The sequence below is a fragment of the Paenibacillus cisolokensis genome, from assembly GCF_050481165.1.
GTDB classification, from domain to species: Bacteria; Bacillota; Bacilli; order Paenibacillales; family Paenibacillaceae; genus Paenibacillus_AH; species Paenibacillus_AH cisolokensis.
On record NZ_JBCNFP010000037.1, the window covers coordinates 1 to 17748 of the forward strand.

The window sequence follows — 17748 nt, forward strand, 5'->3', positions numbered from 1 at the left end:
ACAATTATACGGACTCAACTACTGGAAACATCCACTGTGACATTATTTCCCGAGATAGTTACCCTTGTTTTATGCGCTTGCCGTTCATGTAACGCTTCATTTGCGCAATGGCTTGAAGCCATGCCGATAAATAACCAAGCTCCTGCTCGTTGTAAATTTTGCTTTTGCCGAGCAGACTCAGCAGCGGTCCGACCCCTTCCATGGCCGACAGCGGCACGCTTGCCCCCGTCGCCAGCAGCGCCGCGGCTTCGCTTGTTTCGTTCAGCCATGCGCGAACGCGCTTCGGGTCCGTTTCCGGCCCATGCCGTTCCGCGAGTTGCCTCCCTTCCGGACCGACGGTATAATCGGCCATCATGGCGCGGATACGGTTATACTCCAGTCGTTCCAACGTAGACGCATTCATTCGTTTGCTCCACCTTTCACCTTTTTATCTGTGTTTCGCGAACCGGAGCCAAGAATGAACGGAATCGCCTCCCGCGGGATGTCCGTGCCCGTATGGAACAAAAAAACAGGAGCGGAACGCGGCGCGTCCCCTCCTGCGAGCGTACTCGTTCCGGGAGCGGCGAGGCCGTACGGACAGAAGGCGGCTGGCAAGCCGCGCAACGTTCCATATGCCGTAAGCCTAAAAAAGCCGTGCTGCAAGAGCACGGCGATTGTACCGCTTCCGTAAACGACGACCGTTCGGGCGGAAAACTCCATGTTCTTAACTCTGGCCGCGAAATGACGCAGAACGAAAACGGGAATAACGAAACACACTGACGCTTCCAGCCTATCGAAGCATCAGCTTTCCCGATTCGAACGTACTTTCGCGAATATCCGATTACGAGTTAAGAACACCACGGTCATCAAAATTTCCCCTTTACCATTCATATCCGACTGCATCTGACAAAACGGGAAACGACATCCCTGTCAATATTTTACTTCCATCCAGCCCCGATGTCAACCGCGGGCGGGACGGCCCGAGCGGGACTTGCCTGCGCGGAAACAATCGAGGTCCGGTCCGAATATGCCCGGCTCCGCAGCTTGTCCCGCCCGCTCTTCATAGCGTAACGGTCATGCCGGTTTCGGCAAATGCCACATGTGCCGGCAGCCCGTAGTCCCGTCTTAAGTCAATGTCATGCGACTGATGGGTGAGCACCATCCGGCGGGGACGGAGCTCAGCTGCGAGCTCAAGCGCCTCCGTCACATCATAGACGGATCGGGTTTCGTACGGGTACGGTTCATGATAGAAGCTCGTCCCGAGCACCAACAGGTCCAAACCGCGCATTGGCCGGAGCATTTCTTCCGTCAAACCGATCGCATCCGGGCAATAGACCCAAGCGGGACCGCCGTTCGGGCGATCGAAACGATACGCGTACGAGTAACCGTTCTTGCCGTGATTGACCTTCCATGCCGCAACGGTCCACCGGCCGAGCGTCTCCTCTCGGCTGAGCGGCCGAAAGTCAATATGCCGGCCGAGCCACGGAAACCGCGCCAGCACCTCCTCGATCACTTCGGCGGGGGCGTAAGCCAGACCGCGTTCCTTCGTCCAGCGGCAGGCATCGGCCCATTCCGCAAGACCGCCGATATGATCGAAATGGGCATGCGTCAGCAATATGACGTCGACCCGCCGCAGTCCGGCCGCCTCCATCTGGCGCCTCCAATCGGGTCCGCAGTCGATGAGAACCGTGCCGAGCGACGGATCGTCGATCTGGACGAGCGAGCGAAGCCGCCGGTTGCGCCCGGTCGCACGCGCTTCCTCGCAAACCGCGCAATCGCAGTAAACCCGGGGCACACCCATCGAATCGCCGGTTCCCCGAAACGTTATGGTCGTCATCTTCAGTTCTCCTAAAACTTTGCGAAGCAAAGTTACTTCGTAAGCATAGACTCAACTTTGCGCAGCAAAGTTACTTCGAAAGCATAGGCTCAACTTTGCGCAGCAAAGTTACTTCGAAAGCATAAGCTAAAACTCCGCCTTCTTCCGGCCAGTCCCTTGCATTTCGAACCGGCAACCGGACCGGTTCGGACCGGCCTTTCGGACGGGCATGGGAATGAGCGGGCCGTTACAGCGGCAACAGCTCGATCTTGTCCTGCTTCCGCAGATCTTCGATCATCTTGTACCATTCATCCGGCTTGTTCGGCAAAGCCGAATAATAGCGTTCAAGGAAATTGACGATGAGCGATGCCGGAAGCGAATCGAGCTCGTCGTCGGCGGGCAGGAAACAAAGATCAAGTCCGGTCACCGCGCTTCCCTCGTGATCCCAGGAAGGATGAACATACGGAATTTGCAGCTTTTTGTAGCCGATATGGGACAGCACTTCCCGGCGGACGTACGGGTTCATCGGGGTCAGGCCGCCGAATTCATAATGAAATTGATAAGGATCGTACACTTCCGCGAACATTCCGATCGATGTCGTGCCCGACTGTTCTGCGAGCCGCCGCAGATCGCTCTCCCGGCGGCATAGCAGAAACCGGCCGATCCCCATCGAAGGCTTGCCGATAACGGTAAAATCGGTCATCGCCACCTTCAAATCCGGGTAATAGCGGTATTCGGTAGCGCCGACGACTTCCCCGTTATGTACGGCTACGTATACGTGGATGCCCGGATCTTCCAGCGGCTCCTTCCACAAATCGTAGGCAAGCACTTCTTCGGGCGGGAACACTTCCTGAAGAAGCCGGTGGAGCTGTGCGAACAGCGGATCTTGCAGTGACGTTATGCGACGGTATTCCAAACAGACTCACTCCTTTGTTTATGATTGAAACGGATTTTTCCATTCCATCAATACGGCGTGATGCAGCGATTCCTCGTCATCTAAATAATGTTCGGCTATGCCGACCGGAATCCGTCCGCAGCGCAGCAAAAAAGAGATGACCGGGTCTTTCCATACGCCTTTTACGACATTGTCCACATATTCCGCGGGTGTCGCCACATCCGCATATTTATGGTAGCCCGGCATCCGCCCGCCGCCCAGCAGCCGCTTCAATCCGAGATGAACGACCGTCTCGTACATCGACTGCATCAGCCACTTCCCGATTCCCGCCTTCCGGTATTCGGGAATAACGCAAATATCGACGACATATAACGTATCGCCGTCCGGGCGGTGATTGCGGATATACCCGCCGTCCGTTATCGTCTGCCAGTCATGAGCATGCCCATAGTCGTCCAGCCGCACGATTAGACCTGTCATCGAGCCGATCAGACGCCCGTCCTCGGCCTCGGCGCATAGCGCTCCCTCCGGGAAGCGTTCGACATGCTCGGACAACTGCTCCTCGTTCCACCACAATTCTTCGGGAAACGGCGGCGGGAAGCTGACCCTCTGAATGTCAATCAGCGCGGAAAAATCCCGTTCCCCATATGACCGGATGACGATTCGCTCCGGAACGCCGTCCCGATACACGTACATTTCTTTTCGCATTTGCGATCCTCCCGTATCATCGGCTCCGCGATGGCCCGCTTACGACCAATCCGGATACAGATCGGTCCGGCGATCCCGCCACGTCGTCACGGAGCCGGCCGCGCGCACCTCTTCAAGCAGCTTCAAATCGAGATCGGCCACGACGAGCATATCGTCGTTAATTTCGCCTTCCGCGATAATCCCCGCCGGCGGGAATGGAATGTCATTCGGCGCAATGACCGCCGCCTGCCCGTAATTGGCGCGCATGAAATCGACGGTACGAAGAGAACCGACCGTCCCTGTCGTGACAATATAAACCTGGTTTTCCACCGCGCGGGCATGGCAGCAGTACCGAACTCGGAAGAAACCGTGACGGTCGTCCGTGCAGGACGGGCAAAAGATGACATCCGCCCCTTTGGCGCGGGCCATGCGGACGATTTCCGGAAACTCGATATCGTAGCAGGTCAGCATGGCGACTGTGCCGTAAGGCGTTTCGAACACTTCCAGCCCTTCCCCCGGCGACATATTCCATTCCGCCACCTCGGTCGGCGTCAAATGGAGCTTGGGCTGAACGTCGACCCGGCCGTCCGGATGGAACAGATGCGCCGCATTTCTTCGCTTGCCGCCGCCCGCATCGATAACATGCGTCCCGCCGACGATATGCATGTCATATGCAGCGGCCAGGCGGCCGAACAATCGGACGTATTCGTCCGTAAATTCGGGCAGCCGCTCGATCGGCAGCGCTTTCCCTGTCCCGTCCCCGATGGACAAGAGCTGCGTCGTCATAAATTCGGGAAACAGCACGACGTTTACGCCGTATTCGGATGCGTTGCGAACGTAATGCTCCGCCTGATCGGCGAACTGTCCGAACGAAGCGATATCTTCCAGCTTGTATTGAACTGCGGCGACACGAAATTTCATTTTATACCCACCCTTCCATATTGCAAACCAATAATGAGAAAATTTTCACGTCATTCTCATAAAGGTATTCAACCTCAACGGCGATCGACATTGCGCTTCTTCATGGAAACTTATGGTCGATCGGCGATGTGTTATAGTTAGATCACAAATATACTACATCGTGATGGAGGGAAAAACAACACGTCATGCGCAAAAAGTGGATTAAGCGGATTGTGAGCGCAAGCCTTTGCGCCGCCATCGGATTTACGGCGGTTGCGGCGACTTCGAATTCAAAAGCAGACGCGGCAACCCCCAAATCGATAGAGCTTATAAACTACGGTAAAAAATATTTGGGCGTACCTTACCGTTTCGGCGCGCCAAGCGGCGTTACATATGCATTCGATTGCTCTTCTTTTACCCAGTTCGTCTTTAAAAAGTATGAGGTTTCGCTGCCTCGCACCGCGGTCGCGCAAGCTTCCAAAGGAGTCAAGGTGGATAAAGGCTATTTGAGCATGGGCGACCTCGTCTTTTTCCGGACGTCGGGAAGCCGGATCAGCCATGTCGGCATATATGCGGGGAACAATCAAATGCTGCACAGCTCTTCCAGCAAAGGGATCACCATCACCAGCATTAACTCCACCTACTGGAAAAGCAAGTACGTGACGGCGCGCCGGGTGCTGAATTGACGTCCGAACGGAAAACGAAAAATGGAATCGCGACAAACGAAAGGGCGGCGTAAAATCCGCCCGTCCAGCCGGAAAGCGCCAAGCTTTCCGGCTTATCTATGTTGCGGAAACTGCAGCGTAATCGTCGTGCCTTTTCCGGGTTTGCTGAAGACGTCGATTTGGCCGCCATGCATGTCGACAATCCGCTTCGCGATCGACAACCCGAGTCCGACGCCGCCGGTCGCCCGGCTGCGCGCACCGTCCACGCGATAAAAACGTTCGAACAGATGCGGAATTTCGTTCTCCGGAATGCCGATCCCCTTATCGGTGACATGAATGCGGACCGTTTGCTTCACCTGCGAAACGGTTACGTCGATCGGGTCCTTGCTGTACTTGATCGCATTGTCAAGCAGGATGACGAGCAACTGCCGTATTTTGTCCTTGTCCCCGTTCAAGCGGACCTGACCCGAGACGGCATTGACGCGAATTTCCCTTTGAAACGTCGTATGGAGCATGCTTGCCGTTTCGTCGGCCAGCTGCACGACATCGAACGTCTCCAGATTGAGCCAATCCTCCTGCTCCGCCTCGGCCAGCGTCAGCATCGACTTGGTCAAATTTTGCAGCCGCTGCGATTCCTTGTGAATCGCCTCGATCGCCTCATCCCGCACCTTCGCATCGTCTCGGCCCCATCGTTTCAGCATGCCGGCATAGCTGCTGATGACGGTCAGCGGCGTCTTCAGTTCGTGCGAAGCGTCCGCGACGAACTGCTTCTGCCGCGCGAACGTCCTGTCCAGCCGGTCGATCATCTGGTTGAACGCCCGGACAAGCTGCTGCAGTTCGGCCGACTCGTCCTTGTTCTTCAGCTCGATCTTCTGCAGCTTGCCGCTCCGGTCGATTTCCCGCATCGTCTGCACCATATGCTGGATCGGCGCGGTCAGCCGGGACGTGAACCAATATGTGCCGAAAATCGCAAACAATATCGCTCCGGCACTCGTCACGCTCAGCGCGGCAACCAATATTTGCAAATAGCTGTCGAGCGAATTGAGCTTCCGGTTCACTTCCAGCATGCCAATAATTTCGCCGTTATCAAACAAAGGCACGCGCATATACAGCACGCGCTTGCCGCCGACCGAGGTCATACCCGATTGATGCGTCCGGTGAAACGACGACGGCAGCGCGAGCAGCTCGGGATCGGAGCCTTGCACGTTGACGACGCGCCCGTCCGGCGTCACAATCCGGATCAGCTCGTTCACGTTGTAATATTCGCGAAGCAGATCCGGATTGTCGAGCTGGCTTTCCATCCTCATATGCGCATTTTCCAGCAACAGATTGACTTTGTTGGACAATAACTGCTCTTCGCTGCGCGTCGTAATGTTGATGACGAACAAATAGACGAAAATGTTAAACAAAAGCAAAATGAAAATAAGCCAAAATATCGTAAAAAGGGTAAACCGCTTGCGGAGCGTCATGCATCCGGCTCCTTCATCATATAACCGACGCCGCGAATCGTATGAATGAGCTTATGCCGGAAGCCCTTGTCGAGCTTTTGGCGCAAATAGCGGATATACACGTCCACCAGGTTGGTCTCCCCGACAAAATCGTAGCCCCACACTTCGGACAAAATTTCTTCCCGCGACTTCTCCTGGTTTTTATGTTCGGCCAGGTACACGAGCAGCTCGAATTCGCGGGGCGTCAAATCGATCGCGAGTTCTTTGCGGTACACTTTGCGCGTGCGCAACTCGATCGACAAATCGCCGATTCGGATTACGTCGGAGCCTTCCGACTCCCGCGGATTTTGCTGGAAAATGCGCAGCAAATTGCGCACTCGCGCCAGCAGCTCTTCCACGGCGAAAGGCTTCGTTATATAATCGTTGGCGCCATGCTCGAACCCGCTGACCTTGTCCGGCACGGTATCGCGGGCCGTCAGCAAAATAACCGGAATCGGGTTGCCCGCCTGACGCAGCCTGCGAAGCACCTCGATGCCGTTCATCTCCGGCAGCATGACATCAAGCAGCACCAGATCCCATTCGCCCGACGAAGCCATCTCGAGACCGGTTTTGCCGTCAAGAGCGCAACCGACCGTGTAGCCGTCGTGCTCCAGCTCCAGCTGCAATATGCGAGATATGCTCTCTTCGTCCTCGATGACGAGTATGCGCTCTTTCATCTTGTTGTCCACCTACTTCCATGACCGGTTCTTTTGGTCGTTTTTTATGCCGTTATTGAATCGCGCGGCAAGACGCCTTGCCTGTCCGGAAACGGCGGCAAAGACGTCTTGCGCCTATCGTATCGGAGTCCGGATTCATGAAAAATGTTTCATTGATCGTATGTCCATTTTCATCATAAATTACGCGTTTTAGAAAAACAAGTTAGGCGATTCTAATGAACGGACGGCATGCCGGAGGCCGACCATGCTTCAACGTCCCAAATTTTCGTCACCCAGTCCTCGTAAAATTCCGGCTCGTGGGAGACGAGAACGATCGTCCCCCGATAGGCTTGCAGCGCCCGCTTCAGCTCCGCCTTCGCCACAATATCGAGGTGGTTGGTCGGTTCGTCGAACAGAATCCAGTTGCTTTCCCGCAGCATCAGCTTGCACAGCCGCACCTTGGCCTGCTCGCCGCCGCTCAGCTGACTCAAGCTGCGTGTAATATGCTCGTTTTTGAGCCCGCACCGGGCGAGCGCCGCCCGCACCTCATGCTGGTTCATCCCCGGAAACTCGTTCCACACGTCCTCGAGAGGCGTGGCAGACGGAGGTTTCATTTCCTGCTGGTAATAAGCCGGGTACAGATAGTCTCCGCGATAGATTTCCCCGCCGAGAGGCGGGATGACGCCGAGTATCGTCTTGAGCAGCGTCGACTTGCCGACGCCGTTGCAGCCGACAACCGCGATTTTGTCGCCCCGCTCGATCAGCACATTCATGCTCGGCAAGAGCGGCCGGTCATAACCGATCGACAGGCCCTCGGCCTGAAACACCGTCTTGCCGCTCGCGCGGGATTCGCGGAAATGAAATGTCGGCTTCGGCGCTTCCTCCGGCCGATCAATGCGCTCCAGCCTCTCCAACTGCTTCTCCCGGCTCTTGGCGCGGCCCGACGTCGATGCCCGGGCTTTGTTCCGCTGGATGAAATCTTCCTGCTTCCGGATATATTCCTGCTGCTTTTCATACGCTTCGATATGCTGGGCTTTATTGATCTCCGCCATCTCCAGAAACTTCTCGTAGTTGGCGGAATAACGGGTCAGCTTCGCAAACTCGAGATGATAAATGACATTGACGACCTCGTTCATAAACCCGGTATCGTGAGAGATGAGGATAAAGGCATGGGGATACGATTTCAGGTAGCCCGTCAGCCATGCAATATGCTCCTCGTCCAAATAGTTCGTCGGTTCGTCCAGCAATAAGACCGTCGGCTTCTCCAGCAGCAGCTTGGCGAGCAGCACTTTCGTCCGCTGTCCGCCGCTGAGCGTAGCGACGTCCCGATCGAGCCCGATGGCGCTGAGCCCCAGCCCGTTGGCCATCTCCTCCACTTTCACATCCAGCAGGTAGAAATCGCCGATCTCCAGCTCTTCCTGGATTTCGCCCATCCGCTCGAGCAGCAGCTCCAGCTGATCCGGATCGGCGTCGGCCATCCGGGCCGTCACTTCCTCAAGCTCCCGCTCCAGCGTCAGCAGATGGGAGAAGGCGTCCCGCAGCACGTCGCGTATCGTCTTGCCCGGCTCCAGTTTCGTATGCTGGTCCAGATAGCCGTAGCGAACTTTCGGGGTCCATTCGACTTTTCCGCTGTCCTTCAGCACATGGCCGGTCAAAATATTCATCAATGTCGATTTGCCGGCTCCGTTCGCTCCGACCAGCCCGACATGCTCGCCCGCGAGCAGGCGGAACGAAACTTCCTTGAACAATATACGGTCTCCGAAACTGTGGGATAATTGTTCTACAGTCAATAAACTCATAATGATTCGAATAGCTCCATTCTTCAAAAAATCAGGTCGCGTCTTTCGTTCGATCTATTGTACCATACCTGATGCGGTTTTGCGTCAGCGGACTGTTCGGCCAGGGCGCGGATTTTCTCCGTAATCGGCGCGAGCGACTTCGCGGCGGTTTTCGCGGCGGCCTTCCGATCCGTCACCCATTCTCCCGCCCACAGCGCATTCAGCATATCGCGCTCGCCGAAACGGGGAACGACCGCAGCCGGCTTGTCCGGAAACATCCGCAGCCAGTCGGCCCGACAGCGAAAGTCGGCATCCTTGTTCGCGATCCAGACGGTCGGAAGCCGTCCTTCCTTCCGCTCCGCGGCCAGCGTACGCGCCGAGCGCAGCGCCGCGTCCGTCCAGCGGGAAACGTACGGGTCGGCCACGAACAGGACGAGATCGGCGCGGCGCATCCATTCGCGCACGGCGGCCTCCGTCCAGCGGCTCGACAGATCGAGGACGACCGCCGCGCCGCGGTGCCGCTCCAGCATAATCCGGAAACGCAGCTCGGCATTGGCGATCTCGGCAGGAGGCTGCGGCAGCCGCGTGAACCAGCGGATTCCCCAGCGGCGGCGCAGCCGGTAGCGCGGGTCAGGAACCGGCAGATCGTCTCCCGACGCCGCATCGCTGCCAAGCAGCGCATCCCATTCCGGTACGGCGTCCGGCGATTCCACCGCATCGCAAACGATTCCCGCCGCGGCAAGGAGACGGACAAGCGTAACGGCAAGGAAGGAAGCGCCTGCGCCCGGTGTGAGCGAGGCGATCGCGACCAGCGGTCCCCGCGTGCGTGCCGGCGAATACGGCTCCGCCTTGCCCCAGGCGGGCGGCACAGCCGCACCCGCTGCCGCCCGGATCGCCTCGCCGGCGGCGGCCATCGTCGGATACCGGCGTTCCGGTCGGGGCTCGAGCAGCTTCCGGAGCACGTCCCGGAATTGATCGGGCGCATCCGGCTGAAGCGGCGGCAATGCCGCGGACGAACGGTCCTGGCGGCGAACGGCGGTACCGTACAGCAAATAATGAAGCAGTGCGCCCAGACCGTAAATATCCGTACGCGCATCGCTCTGCCCGTCGCCCTCCTGTTCCGGCGCCGCGAAGCCCGGCGTCCCAAGCAGGAACGTATCCTGACGGCTGCCTTGCTTGAACAGCCGGGCGATGCCGAAGTCGATCAGCCGGACATGGCCGGAGCGGTCGATCATGACGTTGGACGGCTTCAGATCGCGATGGATGATGGGCGGCGACTGCCCGTGCATATAGGAGAGCGCGCTGCACAGCTGGAGCGCGATGGCGACCGATTCCGCGAACGGCATCCGGTTTCCGTTCGCCCGGTGGCGTTCCGCCAGCGTCTCGCCTTCTATGAAATCCATGACGATCGCTTCCCGCCCCTGCTCGTCAGGCGGATAATAATCGGTAATCGCCGGCAAATTCGGATGGCTGAGCCGCATCAGCATCCAAGCTTCCTCGGCGAATCTGTCGCGCTCCTCCGGGGGCGCAACCGTTACCTTGAGCGCGCGGAGCTTGCCGTTCAGGCGCAGGTCCTCCGCCGCGTAGACCGTCCCCATCCCGCCCTTGCCGATCGGGGCGACGATCCGGTAACGGCCGCCAATGACCGAACCGACGGTCCACGCCTTCGCTTCTTCGCTCCACGCCCCTTCCGTCAGATACGCTGTTTCCGGGTTGTCCTTCCGCCATACCGTCACGATCATCCGCTCCTTTTTCAGTTAATCCGGATTTACGCAAAAAACAAGCATCCCGCCTGCTGCGCCGAATGGCGCTGATGCAGGCGGGATGCTTTCCCGTTAACCGATATCGGGGCTACGCTCGCGTAAAATGCGTGCTTGCCCGGTTCTTATTTATGTATTATATAACAGATTCTCCTAATGGAAAAGCCCGAACCCGTTCGTTTCGTAACCTCGGGCAGCGGCATGCGCCTCGTTGATTTCGCGGATCGCCCGATCCCCTCCGGCAGAGCGCCAGCGGTCGACCGCTTCCCGAAAGCCGTCTTCATCAAGCTTGCCAAGAATAAACAGATACGTTGCCTCCTCGATCAAGCTTCGCAGTTCCTCGCCCTGATTGCTCAGCGTTTCGGATTCAAGCGCCGCAGCGGGGTTACGAACGGCAATCGACAGGTTGTCCTCGTTCAGCGCATCGCTTCGCGCCTTGAGCGGATCCCCATAGGGCTTCAGGGAAGGCTTCCCCATTCCCATCAGCGATACAAGCGGCCTTACCTCCCGCTCTTTCAGCTCCGAAGCGCCTTTCAGAAATTCGACGTATTGGCCGTCAACGACCCGGTAATGAACGCCTTCGATGCCGTAATTGAGCAAATTGTACATGTCCGGCTCGGACAGCCGGTCAAAGAATGCGAGAATCTCCTTGAGCTCCGTTTCCGTCCGCACGGCCGATTTGGGAAACACGAACATGCCGTTATGGCCGGCATGCGACCAGACATGATGGCGTCCGTCGGGTCCGGCGATCCGGTTTGTCATATTCACCTTTACGCCGGGATTGAGCTTCGCCGCGGCTGCATACAGATTGCGGGCGTCGTCGAGATTGCCGATATAGATGCCTGCCCGGCCTTCCGTAAATTCCGCCCATTGCCGCTGCTTGCTCGTAATGGCGAACTCCGCGTTCATCAGTCCGTTCTCGTACAGGCTGCGCATAAAGCGCATCGTTTCGAGATAGCCGTCGAACATAAATTCGGGCAGCAGCTTCCCGTTCCGCTCTCCCCATTCATTGGGCGTATTGAAATAGGAGGACAGCGTCTTGAACGCTCCGTATTTCAGGTCGTTGCGGTCGGCCAGCCCATAGGTGTCCCGCTTGCCGTTGCCGTCCGGATCGTCCTCGGTGAAAGCTCTCATCACCTCGTACAGCTCCCCGGTCGTTGACGGAGCGGCCAGCCCCAGCGCTGCCAGCCAGTCCTCGCGGTAGATGACCCCTTGACGCGATAAGTCGCGCTCCCTGTATATGCCGTATATTTTGCCGTCGATCGCGATATTGCGGAGAATGTCGGGCGACATCCGCGACAGATTGGGATAGTCCTGCAGATAGGGGCCGATCTCCCAGAAGCTTCCCGCTCTGACCGCTTTAAGAAAGGCCGTGCTGCGCAAATTTTGAACGGTAAAAATGTCCGTCAGGCGGTTGGTGGCAAGCGCGATGTCGATTTTTTCCTCCTTCACATTATCCGGCACCCATGTAATGGCAAGGCGGGTGTTCGTCCTGCGTTCGATCTCGCGGAGGACGGTGTCATCAGGCGGAGCGTCCGTGTACAGAATGGCGGTCCATGACAAGACCGGCTCCGATCCGACGCCGGCGGCATCATTCGCGGCGGAATCCGGCAACCTGCCCGGGTAGATAGCGGCCATCGCCGCGACAACGGCGGCAGCAGCCAGAATAGCGGTTGACCAGATCAGCATTTTCCCCCAATTCGTCATTTCGGATCACCGTCCTTCTCCCCTGCATCGGGGAACTTTTGGTATACTGCATATAAAGAAAGCGTTTTCGAATCCGGCTGGCCCTTCCGGCCGCCGGTCGATGTCGCGATGCAGAAGATGCGGGAGGTTCGCATGAGCAAAAAGTCGAATTCGTACTTCATACGCATGCTGCTGTTCGGTCTGCTGATCAGCGCGCTGCCGGTCGTCATCGTCGGCTTCTTCTCTTATATGAAGACGTCCGATACGATCCAGCGGCAAGCCCATGACAGCAAGCTGCAGCAGCTGCGGCAGATTCAGACGAATGTCGAGCAGTTGATGAAGACTGTCGATCATTCCATGACGTACTTTGTCAACTCCGCTTTATTGAAGTCAACCATGTTGGAACCGCTTACGGTCGATCAATTTCAATTATTTAATCAAATCCGGAAAGAAGTCAATCATCTGCAGACTTTTGACACCGGGATCGAAAACTTCATATTGCTCAGTACGGCGAAAGACTGGTATATCGACAACTCCGGCCTCTACCGATTGCATGAGATTGCCGATCGGGACAAGCTGCTCGATTATTTCGCGAACACCGCCGACTCGCTTTGGCTTGCCGAGACGCCGGAGGAGGCGGCCGTACCGGTCCCTTCCGCAAAGCGGTGCGGCGTCCAGTTCAATTTGGTCAAGAAGCTGCCGCTCACATCGGCCGGCAAGCACGGGCTGGCTATGGCAAGCATCCCTTCGTGCACCATAAGCGAGCTCATCTCGTACGACAAGAGCAGCGAGACAGTGCTCATTCTCGACGATCGGGGCAGGACCGTCCTTCACGAGAATGCCGGCCTGCTCCCGGAGACGGCCTACCCCATTCTGTACCGGGAGATCGGCCGCTCGGCATCCGTTCATGACCAGTTCAGAACGGTATTGAAAGAAGGCGAATATTCGGTTACCTTCCGCAAGTCCGATTACAACGGATGGACCTACGTATCCATCATATCCGTGAAGGAGCTGACGAAAGATTCCCGTTCCATCGGCTGGTTCACCGGCCTGATCTGCCTGGCGTTGCTGCTGCTCGCGCTGCTCGCTACCTGGATCGGCTCGCACCGGCTGTATCGTCCGGTCGGCCGACTGCTTCAGCTGGCGTCCCAGTTTTTCCCTTCCCGGGAGAAGAGGGAAACGGACGACTTCACCTATCTGGCCGAACAGATCCGGCGTGTCGTGCAAGAGAAGACCGAGCTGAAGGAGCGGATAGAAGCTCAGGCGGAGCAGGTGAAGGCGCTGTTCACGATGAAGCTCGTTCAGGGCGGTCATGCGCTTGGCCGGCACGCGCTCCGCGAACGGATCGTCTCGCTCGGCTACCCGGTCCCGTCAGGCGGTTATGCCGTCGCCGCCTTGCGCATCGATACGCTGGACGGCACCCCTTATGAACCGAAAGACGTCGATCTGCTGCTGTTCGCCGTGAACAATATTGTGGAGGAGATCATACCGGCGGATGAACGCTTCACCCCTGTTATTCTCGATCAGTCTCAGGTTACGCTCGTCGTCAACCGGCAGGAGACGGACCGCGATACGTTTTTCGAAGCGCTGAACAAGAAGGCCGCGACCGTGCAGGCAGCCATCCGCCAGGTGCTCCAGCTGTCGGTCAGCTTCGGCATCAGCGGCGTGCATACGGAGCCCGCCAATGCGAACAATGCGCTGCTGGAGGCGTTGGAAGCCTTGAAGCACCGAATCCGGCTTGGCGACAGCGCGATCGTCTTCTATCGCGATCTGCCGCAAAAATATGCGCTTGCCACTTACTTTCCCGCTCATCTGCAGAGCGAGCTGAACGACGCGATCAAGCTGGCGGACAGGCGCAAGACCGACGAAGTGCTGAACGAACTGTTCGGGCATCTGTTCCGTCAACGTCTCGGACCGCATGACTTCGAGCTGTGGACGGCGCGCATGCTGATCGACCTGATTCATCTGTCGCATTCTTTGGGCATCCATTATGTGGAGTTCGCCGACAATCCTTCGTTGTTCGATCACCTGTTCCGCCTGCGGTCGCCGAAGGAGATCCGGAGCTGGTTCAGGGAGGCGATCATCGAACCGCTGATCTGCGCGATCGAGGAAAGGACCGCCTCCCAATACCGGAACATATCCGAACGGATTATCCGCATCATTCACGAGGAATTCGACCGGGACATTACGCTCGAAGGGATTGCCGCAAGGCTGCATTACAATCCGAATTACATCAGCGGCGTCTTCCGGAAGGAAACCGGCATCTCCTTCAGCGAATATTTGGCCAGGCACCGGCACCGCATCGCCGTCAGGTGGCTCACCGAAACGGAAATGTCGGTCAAGGAAATTTCGGAGAAGCTGCGGTACAACAATGCCCAGAACTTTATCCGTTCCTTCCGCAAGATGGAAGGCGTTACGCCCGGGAAGTACCGGGAGACGTACGGCGCCTGAAAGCGCCCTCTCTCCCGTTTCCGGCTGCGCGGCGGCTACGGCTTCATCGCATCATGCACCGCCTTGCACGCCAGCACAAAGGCGCCGACGCCGTGCAGATCATTATCGACGGCCGGCCGCGATACGTAGTGGCCATAGTCGCCGGCCGACGTGCCGATGCAGATCGCCGGCACGACCAGTCCATGCTCGTCGGCCTTCAGGATGCGCAGCAAGCCTTCGTAGCCGGCCTGCGCCGCTTCCCATACGGGCGCGCCGGCGCAGCCGAACCGTACCGCCCGGGCCATCGCGCAGACGAACAGACTCGAACAGGATGTCTCCAGCCAATTGTCGGGCCGGTCGCCCTTGTCGACCACCTGAAACCACAGACCGCTTTCCCGGTGCTGGAAGCGGACGAGCGCGTGAACGAATTCGCCCAGCACCCGGGAGAGCTCTTCCCGTGACGGATGATCGTCCGGCAGCGCTTCCAGGAAGTCAGTCAGCGCCAGCCCGTACCAGCCAAGCGAGCGGCCCCACAGCTCGGTTGAACAGCCGGTTGCCGGATCCGCCCACGGCATCTGCCGTTTCTCGTCCCAGGCATGGAAATACAGTCCGGTCCGTTCGTCCTTCATATGGGAGCGCATAAGGCGCTCCTGGCGAACCGCCATATCCGCCAGGCCGCGTTCGCCGTACCGCATACCGTAGCGGACCGCAAATACGCCGCCCATGTACAGGCCGTCCAACCACATCTGGTACGGATATTTATCCTTGTGCCAGAAGCCGCCCTCGCTCGTCCGGTTCAGCGTATCGAACAGCCCCCGCAGCTTGGCGGCCGCGATGCGGTAGCGCCCGTCTTCGGCGCCGTACCGCTCGTCCAGCTCCAGCAGCAGCAGCCCCGCCTGGATGGCGTCCAGCTCGTCCCGCCGCATGTACAGATTGCCGTGCGGATCGATCAGGCCGTCCGCATATTCCCGGACATATTCCACATATCGGTCGTCGCCGGTCTCCTTCCACACCTCGAGCATGCCTGCAAGAAATACCCCCTGATGATAATGCCACCGGTTCGCTGGCGGCAGCTCCAGCGGCTGATACCGGTTCATCAAGGAATCGCATGCGGCCGCAGCCCATTTGAGAGGCGGGCATACGGATTCCGCCGCCGCGTTCACATGCTTCGTATCGGCAGACTGTTTTTTCATGTCTTGCTTCGTCTCCTCTCCCAGAGCTTGCTTGCCCGCTTCATCATAACGGATGCCGCTATCCTTTGATCGACCCGAGAAGCGCGCCTTTGTCGAAATATTTTTGCAAAAACGGATATACCAGCAGCACCGGAACGGTGGCCACGACTATGACAGCCATCTTGATCGTCTGATCGGGCGGCGTGATGAAGTCGTCTGCGAAGCCGGAGGTATCCGCCGATATCCCGCTGGCCAGAATGACGATCTGCCGGAGCAGCACCTGAACCGGCCACTTCTCCGCGCTGTCCAGATATAGAATGGCCGGCAAATACGTATTCCAGTAGGTGACCGCGTAGAACAGCGAGACCGTCGCGATGGCCGGCATCGACAAGGGGATGACGATGCGAAACAGAATGCCCCAATCGCTGCATCCGTCGATCTTCGCCGATTCCTCCAGACCGTCCGGGAGATTAAGGAAGAAGCTGCGCAAAATGATGAGATTGAATGCGTTAATGGCCGACGGCACGACAAGCGCCAGATAGGAGTCGATCAATCCGAGCGCCTTCACGACGATAAATGTCGGGATCATGCCGCCGCTGAACAGCATCGTGAAGACGACCATGAACATGATGATCCGCCGGCCGGGCACGTCCTTGCGCGACAGCCCGTATGCCATCAGACAGGACAGCAGCACGCTGAACAGCGTTCCGAACGCCGTCACGCCGACCGAAACGCCGAGACTGCGGAAAATGACGTTCGTCGAAAAAATGTACCGGTAAGCGTCGAGCGAAAACTCGGTCGGAAACAGGACGAACCGCTTCCGGGCCAGCTCGCCGACCGTGGTGAACGATCCGGCGATGACGTGAACGAACGGTAGCACCGCCATCAGCGCGATCAGGAGCAGCAAAGCGTAATTGACTGTATCGAACAGCCGGCTGCCGAATGTTCGGTCTTGCACCAAGTCCGTTCCCTCCGTTTCCCCTAATATACGCCTTCTTCGCCGAATTTCTTCGCCAGCCAGTTGGCTATGATGACGAGAAGCAGGCCGACGAACGACTTGAAAAAGCCGACCGCCGTGCTGAAGCTGAACTGCCCCTGTCTCAGGCCGGCCGTGTAGACGAAGGTGTCGAAGATTTCGCCCACCTCGCGGTTCATCGAATTGAGCAGCAGGTACACATGCTCGAAGCCGAGCTCCAGCACATCGCCGATCTTCAGAATAAGCAGAACGACGATGACGCTGCGGATCGACGGAAGCGTAATATGCCAGATTTGCCGGAACCGTCCGGCGCCGTCCATCCGCGCCGCCTCATACAGCTGCGGGTCGATCGCCGCAATCGCGGCCAGATAAACGATCGTGCCCCAGCCGGCCTCCCGCCATATGACCTGCAAAATATACATCGGACGCAGCCAATTTTTGTTCAGCAGGAAATTTTGCTTCTCCAGGCCGAGCGAGGCGAGTCCTTCGTTCACGATGCCGCCGTCCATCGTCAGCATGACGAAGGAGATCGAGACGATGATCACCCATGACATAAAATGGGGGATGTATACCGCCGTCTGAACGAACCGCTTGAAGGCCGCCAGGCGGACTTCGTTCAGCATGACGGCAAGGATAATCGGCAGCGGAAAGTAAAATAGCAGATTCAATCCGAACAGCATGATCGTATTGCGGAATATGCGCCAGAACAGAGGATCGGTGAACAGCCGCTCGTAATGCTTGAAGCCGACCCATTCGCTGCCGAATATGCCTTCATAGGGCCGGTAGTCCTGAAAGGAAATAACCAGTCCCCACATCGGTACATATTTGAAGATGATAAAATACACTGGACAGTGAAAAGTTCTT

Annotated in this window: 15 protein-coding genes; 2 read left to right on the forward strand and 13 right to left on the reverse strand. The window is 57.7% G+C overall.

Features of this window, described 5'->3' with window-relative positions:
- Positions 1–58: 58 nt before the first annotated feature.
- The 5 genes from ABEV74_RS06695 to ABEV74_RS06715 form a co-directional block, all read right to left on the reverse strand.
- On the reverse strand, positions 59–403 hold the full coding sequence (locus ABEV74_RS06695) for a hypothetical protein (protein WP_430144590.1): 345 nt from the start codon (positions 401–403) through the stop codon (positions 59–61).
- 636 nt (positions 404–1039) lie between these two features.
- On the reverse strand, positions 1040–1816 hold the full coding sequence (locus ABEV74_RS06700) for an MBL fold metallo-hydrolase (RefSeq protein WP_062492934.1): 777 nt from the start codon (positions 1814–1816) through the stop codon (positions 1040–1042).
- Between the two features lie 226 nt (positions 1817–2042).
- Positions 2043–2711 carry a GNAT family N-acetyltransferase gene (locus tag ABEV74_RS06705; protein WP_213528488.1) on the reverse strand — a complete coding sequence of 223 codons (669 nt, stop codon included), beginning with the start codon at positions 2709–2711 and terminating at the stop codon, positions 2043–2045.
- Between the two features lie 18 nt (positions 2712–2729).
- Positions 2730–3395 carry a GNAT family N-acetyltransferase gene (locus ABEV74_RS06710; protein ID WP_062492932.1) on the reverse strand — a complete coding sequence of 222 codons (666 nt, stop codon included), beginning with the start codon at positions 3393–3395 and terminating at the stop codon, positions 2730–2732.
- 39 nt (positions 3396–3434) lie between these two features.
- On the reverse strand, positions 3435–4295 hold the full coding sequence (locus ABEV74_RS06715; RefSeq protein ID WP_430144594.1) for a carbon-nitrogen hydrolase family protein: 861 nt from the start codon (positions 4293–4295) through the stop codon (positions 3435–3437).
- Between the two features lie 185 nt (positions 4296–4480).
- Here ABEV74_RS06715 and ABEV74_RS06720 point away from each other — a divergent pair, with 185 nt between their 5' ends.
- Positions 4481–4960: a C40 family peptidase gene (locus ABEV74_RS06720; protein ID WP_430144596.1), complete on the forward strand. Its 480-nt coding sequence runs from the start codon at positions 4481–4483 to the stop codon at positions 4958–4960.
- Positions 4961–5052: 92 nt separating this feature from the next.
- Here the strand turns inward: ABEV74_RS06720 and ABEV74_RS06725 are convergent, their stop codons facing one another.
- The 5 genes from ABEV74_RS06725 to ABEV74_RS06745 form a co-directional block, all read right to left on the reverse strand.
- Complete coding sequence (locus tag ABEV74_RS06725) at positions 5053–6408, reverse strand: HAMP domain-containing sensor histidine kinase (RefSeq protein WP_062492929.1); 1356 nt, start codon at positions 6406–6408, stop codon at positions 5053–5055.
- Positions 6405–7103: a response regulator transcription factor gene (locus ABEV74_RS06730; protein ID WP_062492928.1), complete on the reverse strand. Its 699-nt coding sequence runs from the start codon at positions 7101–7103 to the stop codon at positions 6405–6407. Before ABEV74_RS06730 ends, ABEV74_RS06725 begins: the two co-directional genes overlap by 4 nt.
- Positions 7104–7315: 212 nt before the next feature.
- Positions 7316–8881, reverse strand: a complete 1566-nt coding sequence (locus ABEV74_RS06735) for an ABC-F family ATP-binding cassette domain-containing protein (protein ID WP_430144601.1) — start codon at positions 8879–8881, stop codon at positions 7316–7318.
- 23 nt (positions 8882–8904) lie between these two features.
- A complete protein-coding gene (locus ABEV74_RS06740; protein ID WP_430144604.1) occupies positions 8905–10596 on the reverse strand; it encodes a serine/threonine-protein kinase in 1692 nt (563 codons plus the stop codon).
- Positions 10597–10773: 177 nt separating this feature from the next.
- Positions 10774–12327, reverse strand: a complete 1554-nt coding sequence (locus ABEV74_RS06745) for an extracellular solute-binding protein (RefSeq protein ID WP_244863352.1) — start codon at positions 12325–12327, stop codon at positions 10774–10776.
- A gap of 132 nt (positions 12328–12459) precedes the next feature.
- Between ABEV74_RS06745 and ABEV74_RS06750 the strand changes: the two genes are divergently transcribed.
- Entirely contained in the window at positions 12460–14757 is a 2298-nt protein-coding gene (locus ABEV74_RS06750; protein ID WP_430144606.1) for a helix-turn-helix domain-containing protein, read from the forward strand.
- A gap of 35 nt (positions 14758–14792) precedes the next feature.
- Here ABEV74_RS06750 and ABEV74_RS06755 read toward each other — a convergent pair whose 3' ends face one another.
- From ABEV74_RS06755 to ABEV74_RS06765, 3 genes are all read right to left on the reverse strand, one after another.
- A complete protein-coding gene (locus ABEV74_RS06755; RefSeq protein WP_430144608.1) occupies positions 14793–15929 on the reverse strand; it encodes a glycoside hydrolase family 88/105 protein in 1137 nt (378 codons plus the stop codon).
- A 58-nt stretch (positions 15930–15987) separates the two neighbouring features.
- Positions 15988–16869, reverse strand: coding sequence for a carbohydrate ABC transporter permease (locus tag ABEV74_RS06760; protein WP_430144610.1), 882 nt, complete (start codon positions 16867–16869; stop codon positions 15988–15990).
- A 20-nt stretch (positions 16870–16889) separates the two neighbouring features.
- A partial coding sequence (locus tag ABEV74_RS06765) for an ABC transporter permease (RefSeq protein WP_430144612.1) occupies positions 16890–17748 on the reverse strand: 859 nt, incomplete at its 5' end.

Coding starts and splice junctions, on each gene's coding strand:
- ABEV74_RS06700 (WP_062492934.1), bottom strand. CDS start 1,816: ATGACGACCATAACGTTTCGGGGAACCGGCGATTCGATGGGTGTGCCC.
- ABEV74_RS06745 (WP_244863352.1), bottom strand. CDS start 12,327: ATGACGAATTGGGGGAAAATGCTGATCTGGTCAACCGCTATTCTGGCT.
- ABEV74_RS06730 (WP_062492928.1), bottom strand. CDS start 7,103: ATGAAAGAGCGCATACTCGTCATCGAGGACGAAGAGAGCATATCTCGC.
- ABEV74_RS06715 (WP_430144594.1), bottom strand. CDS start 4,295: ATGAAATTTCGTGTCGCCGCAGTTCAATACAAGCTGGAAGATATCGCT.
- ABEV74_RS06750 (WP_430144606.1), top strand. CDS start 12,460: ATGAGCAAAAAGTCGAATTCGTACTTCATACGCATGCTGCTGTTCGGT.
- ABEV74_RS06755 (WP_430144608.1), bottom strand. CDS start 15,929: ATGAAAAAACAGTCTGCCGATACGAAGCATGTGAACGCGGCGGCGGAA.
- ABEV74_RS06710 (WP_062492932.1), bottom strand. CDS start 3,395: ATGCGAAAAGAAATGTACGTGTATCGGGACGGCGTTCCGGAGCGAATC.
- ABEV74_RS06695 (WP_430144590.1), bottom strand. CDS start 403: ATGAATGCGTCTACGTTGGAACGACTGGAGTATAACCGTATCCGCGCC.
- ABEV74_RS06735 (WP_430144601.1), bottom strand. CDS start 8,881: ATGAGTTTATTGACTGTAGAACAATTATCCCACAGTTTCGGAGACCGT.
- ABEV74_RS06725 (WP_062492929.1), bottom strand. CDS start 6,408: ATGACGCTCCGCAAGCGGTTTACCCTTTTTACGATATTTTGGCTTATT.
- ABEV74_RS06720 (WP_430144596.1), top strand. CDS start 4,481: ATGCGCAAAAAGTGGATTAAGCGGATTGTGAGCGCAAGCCTTTGCGCC.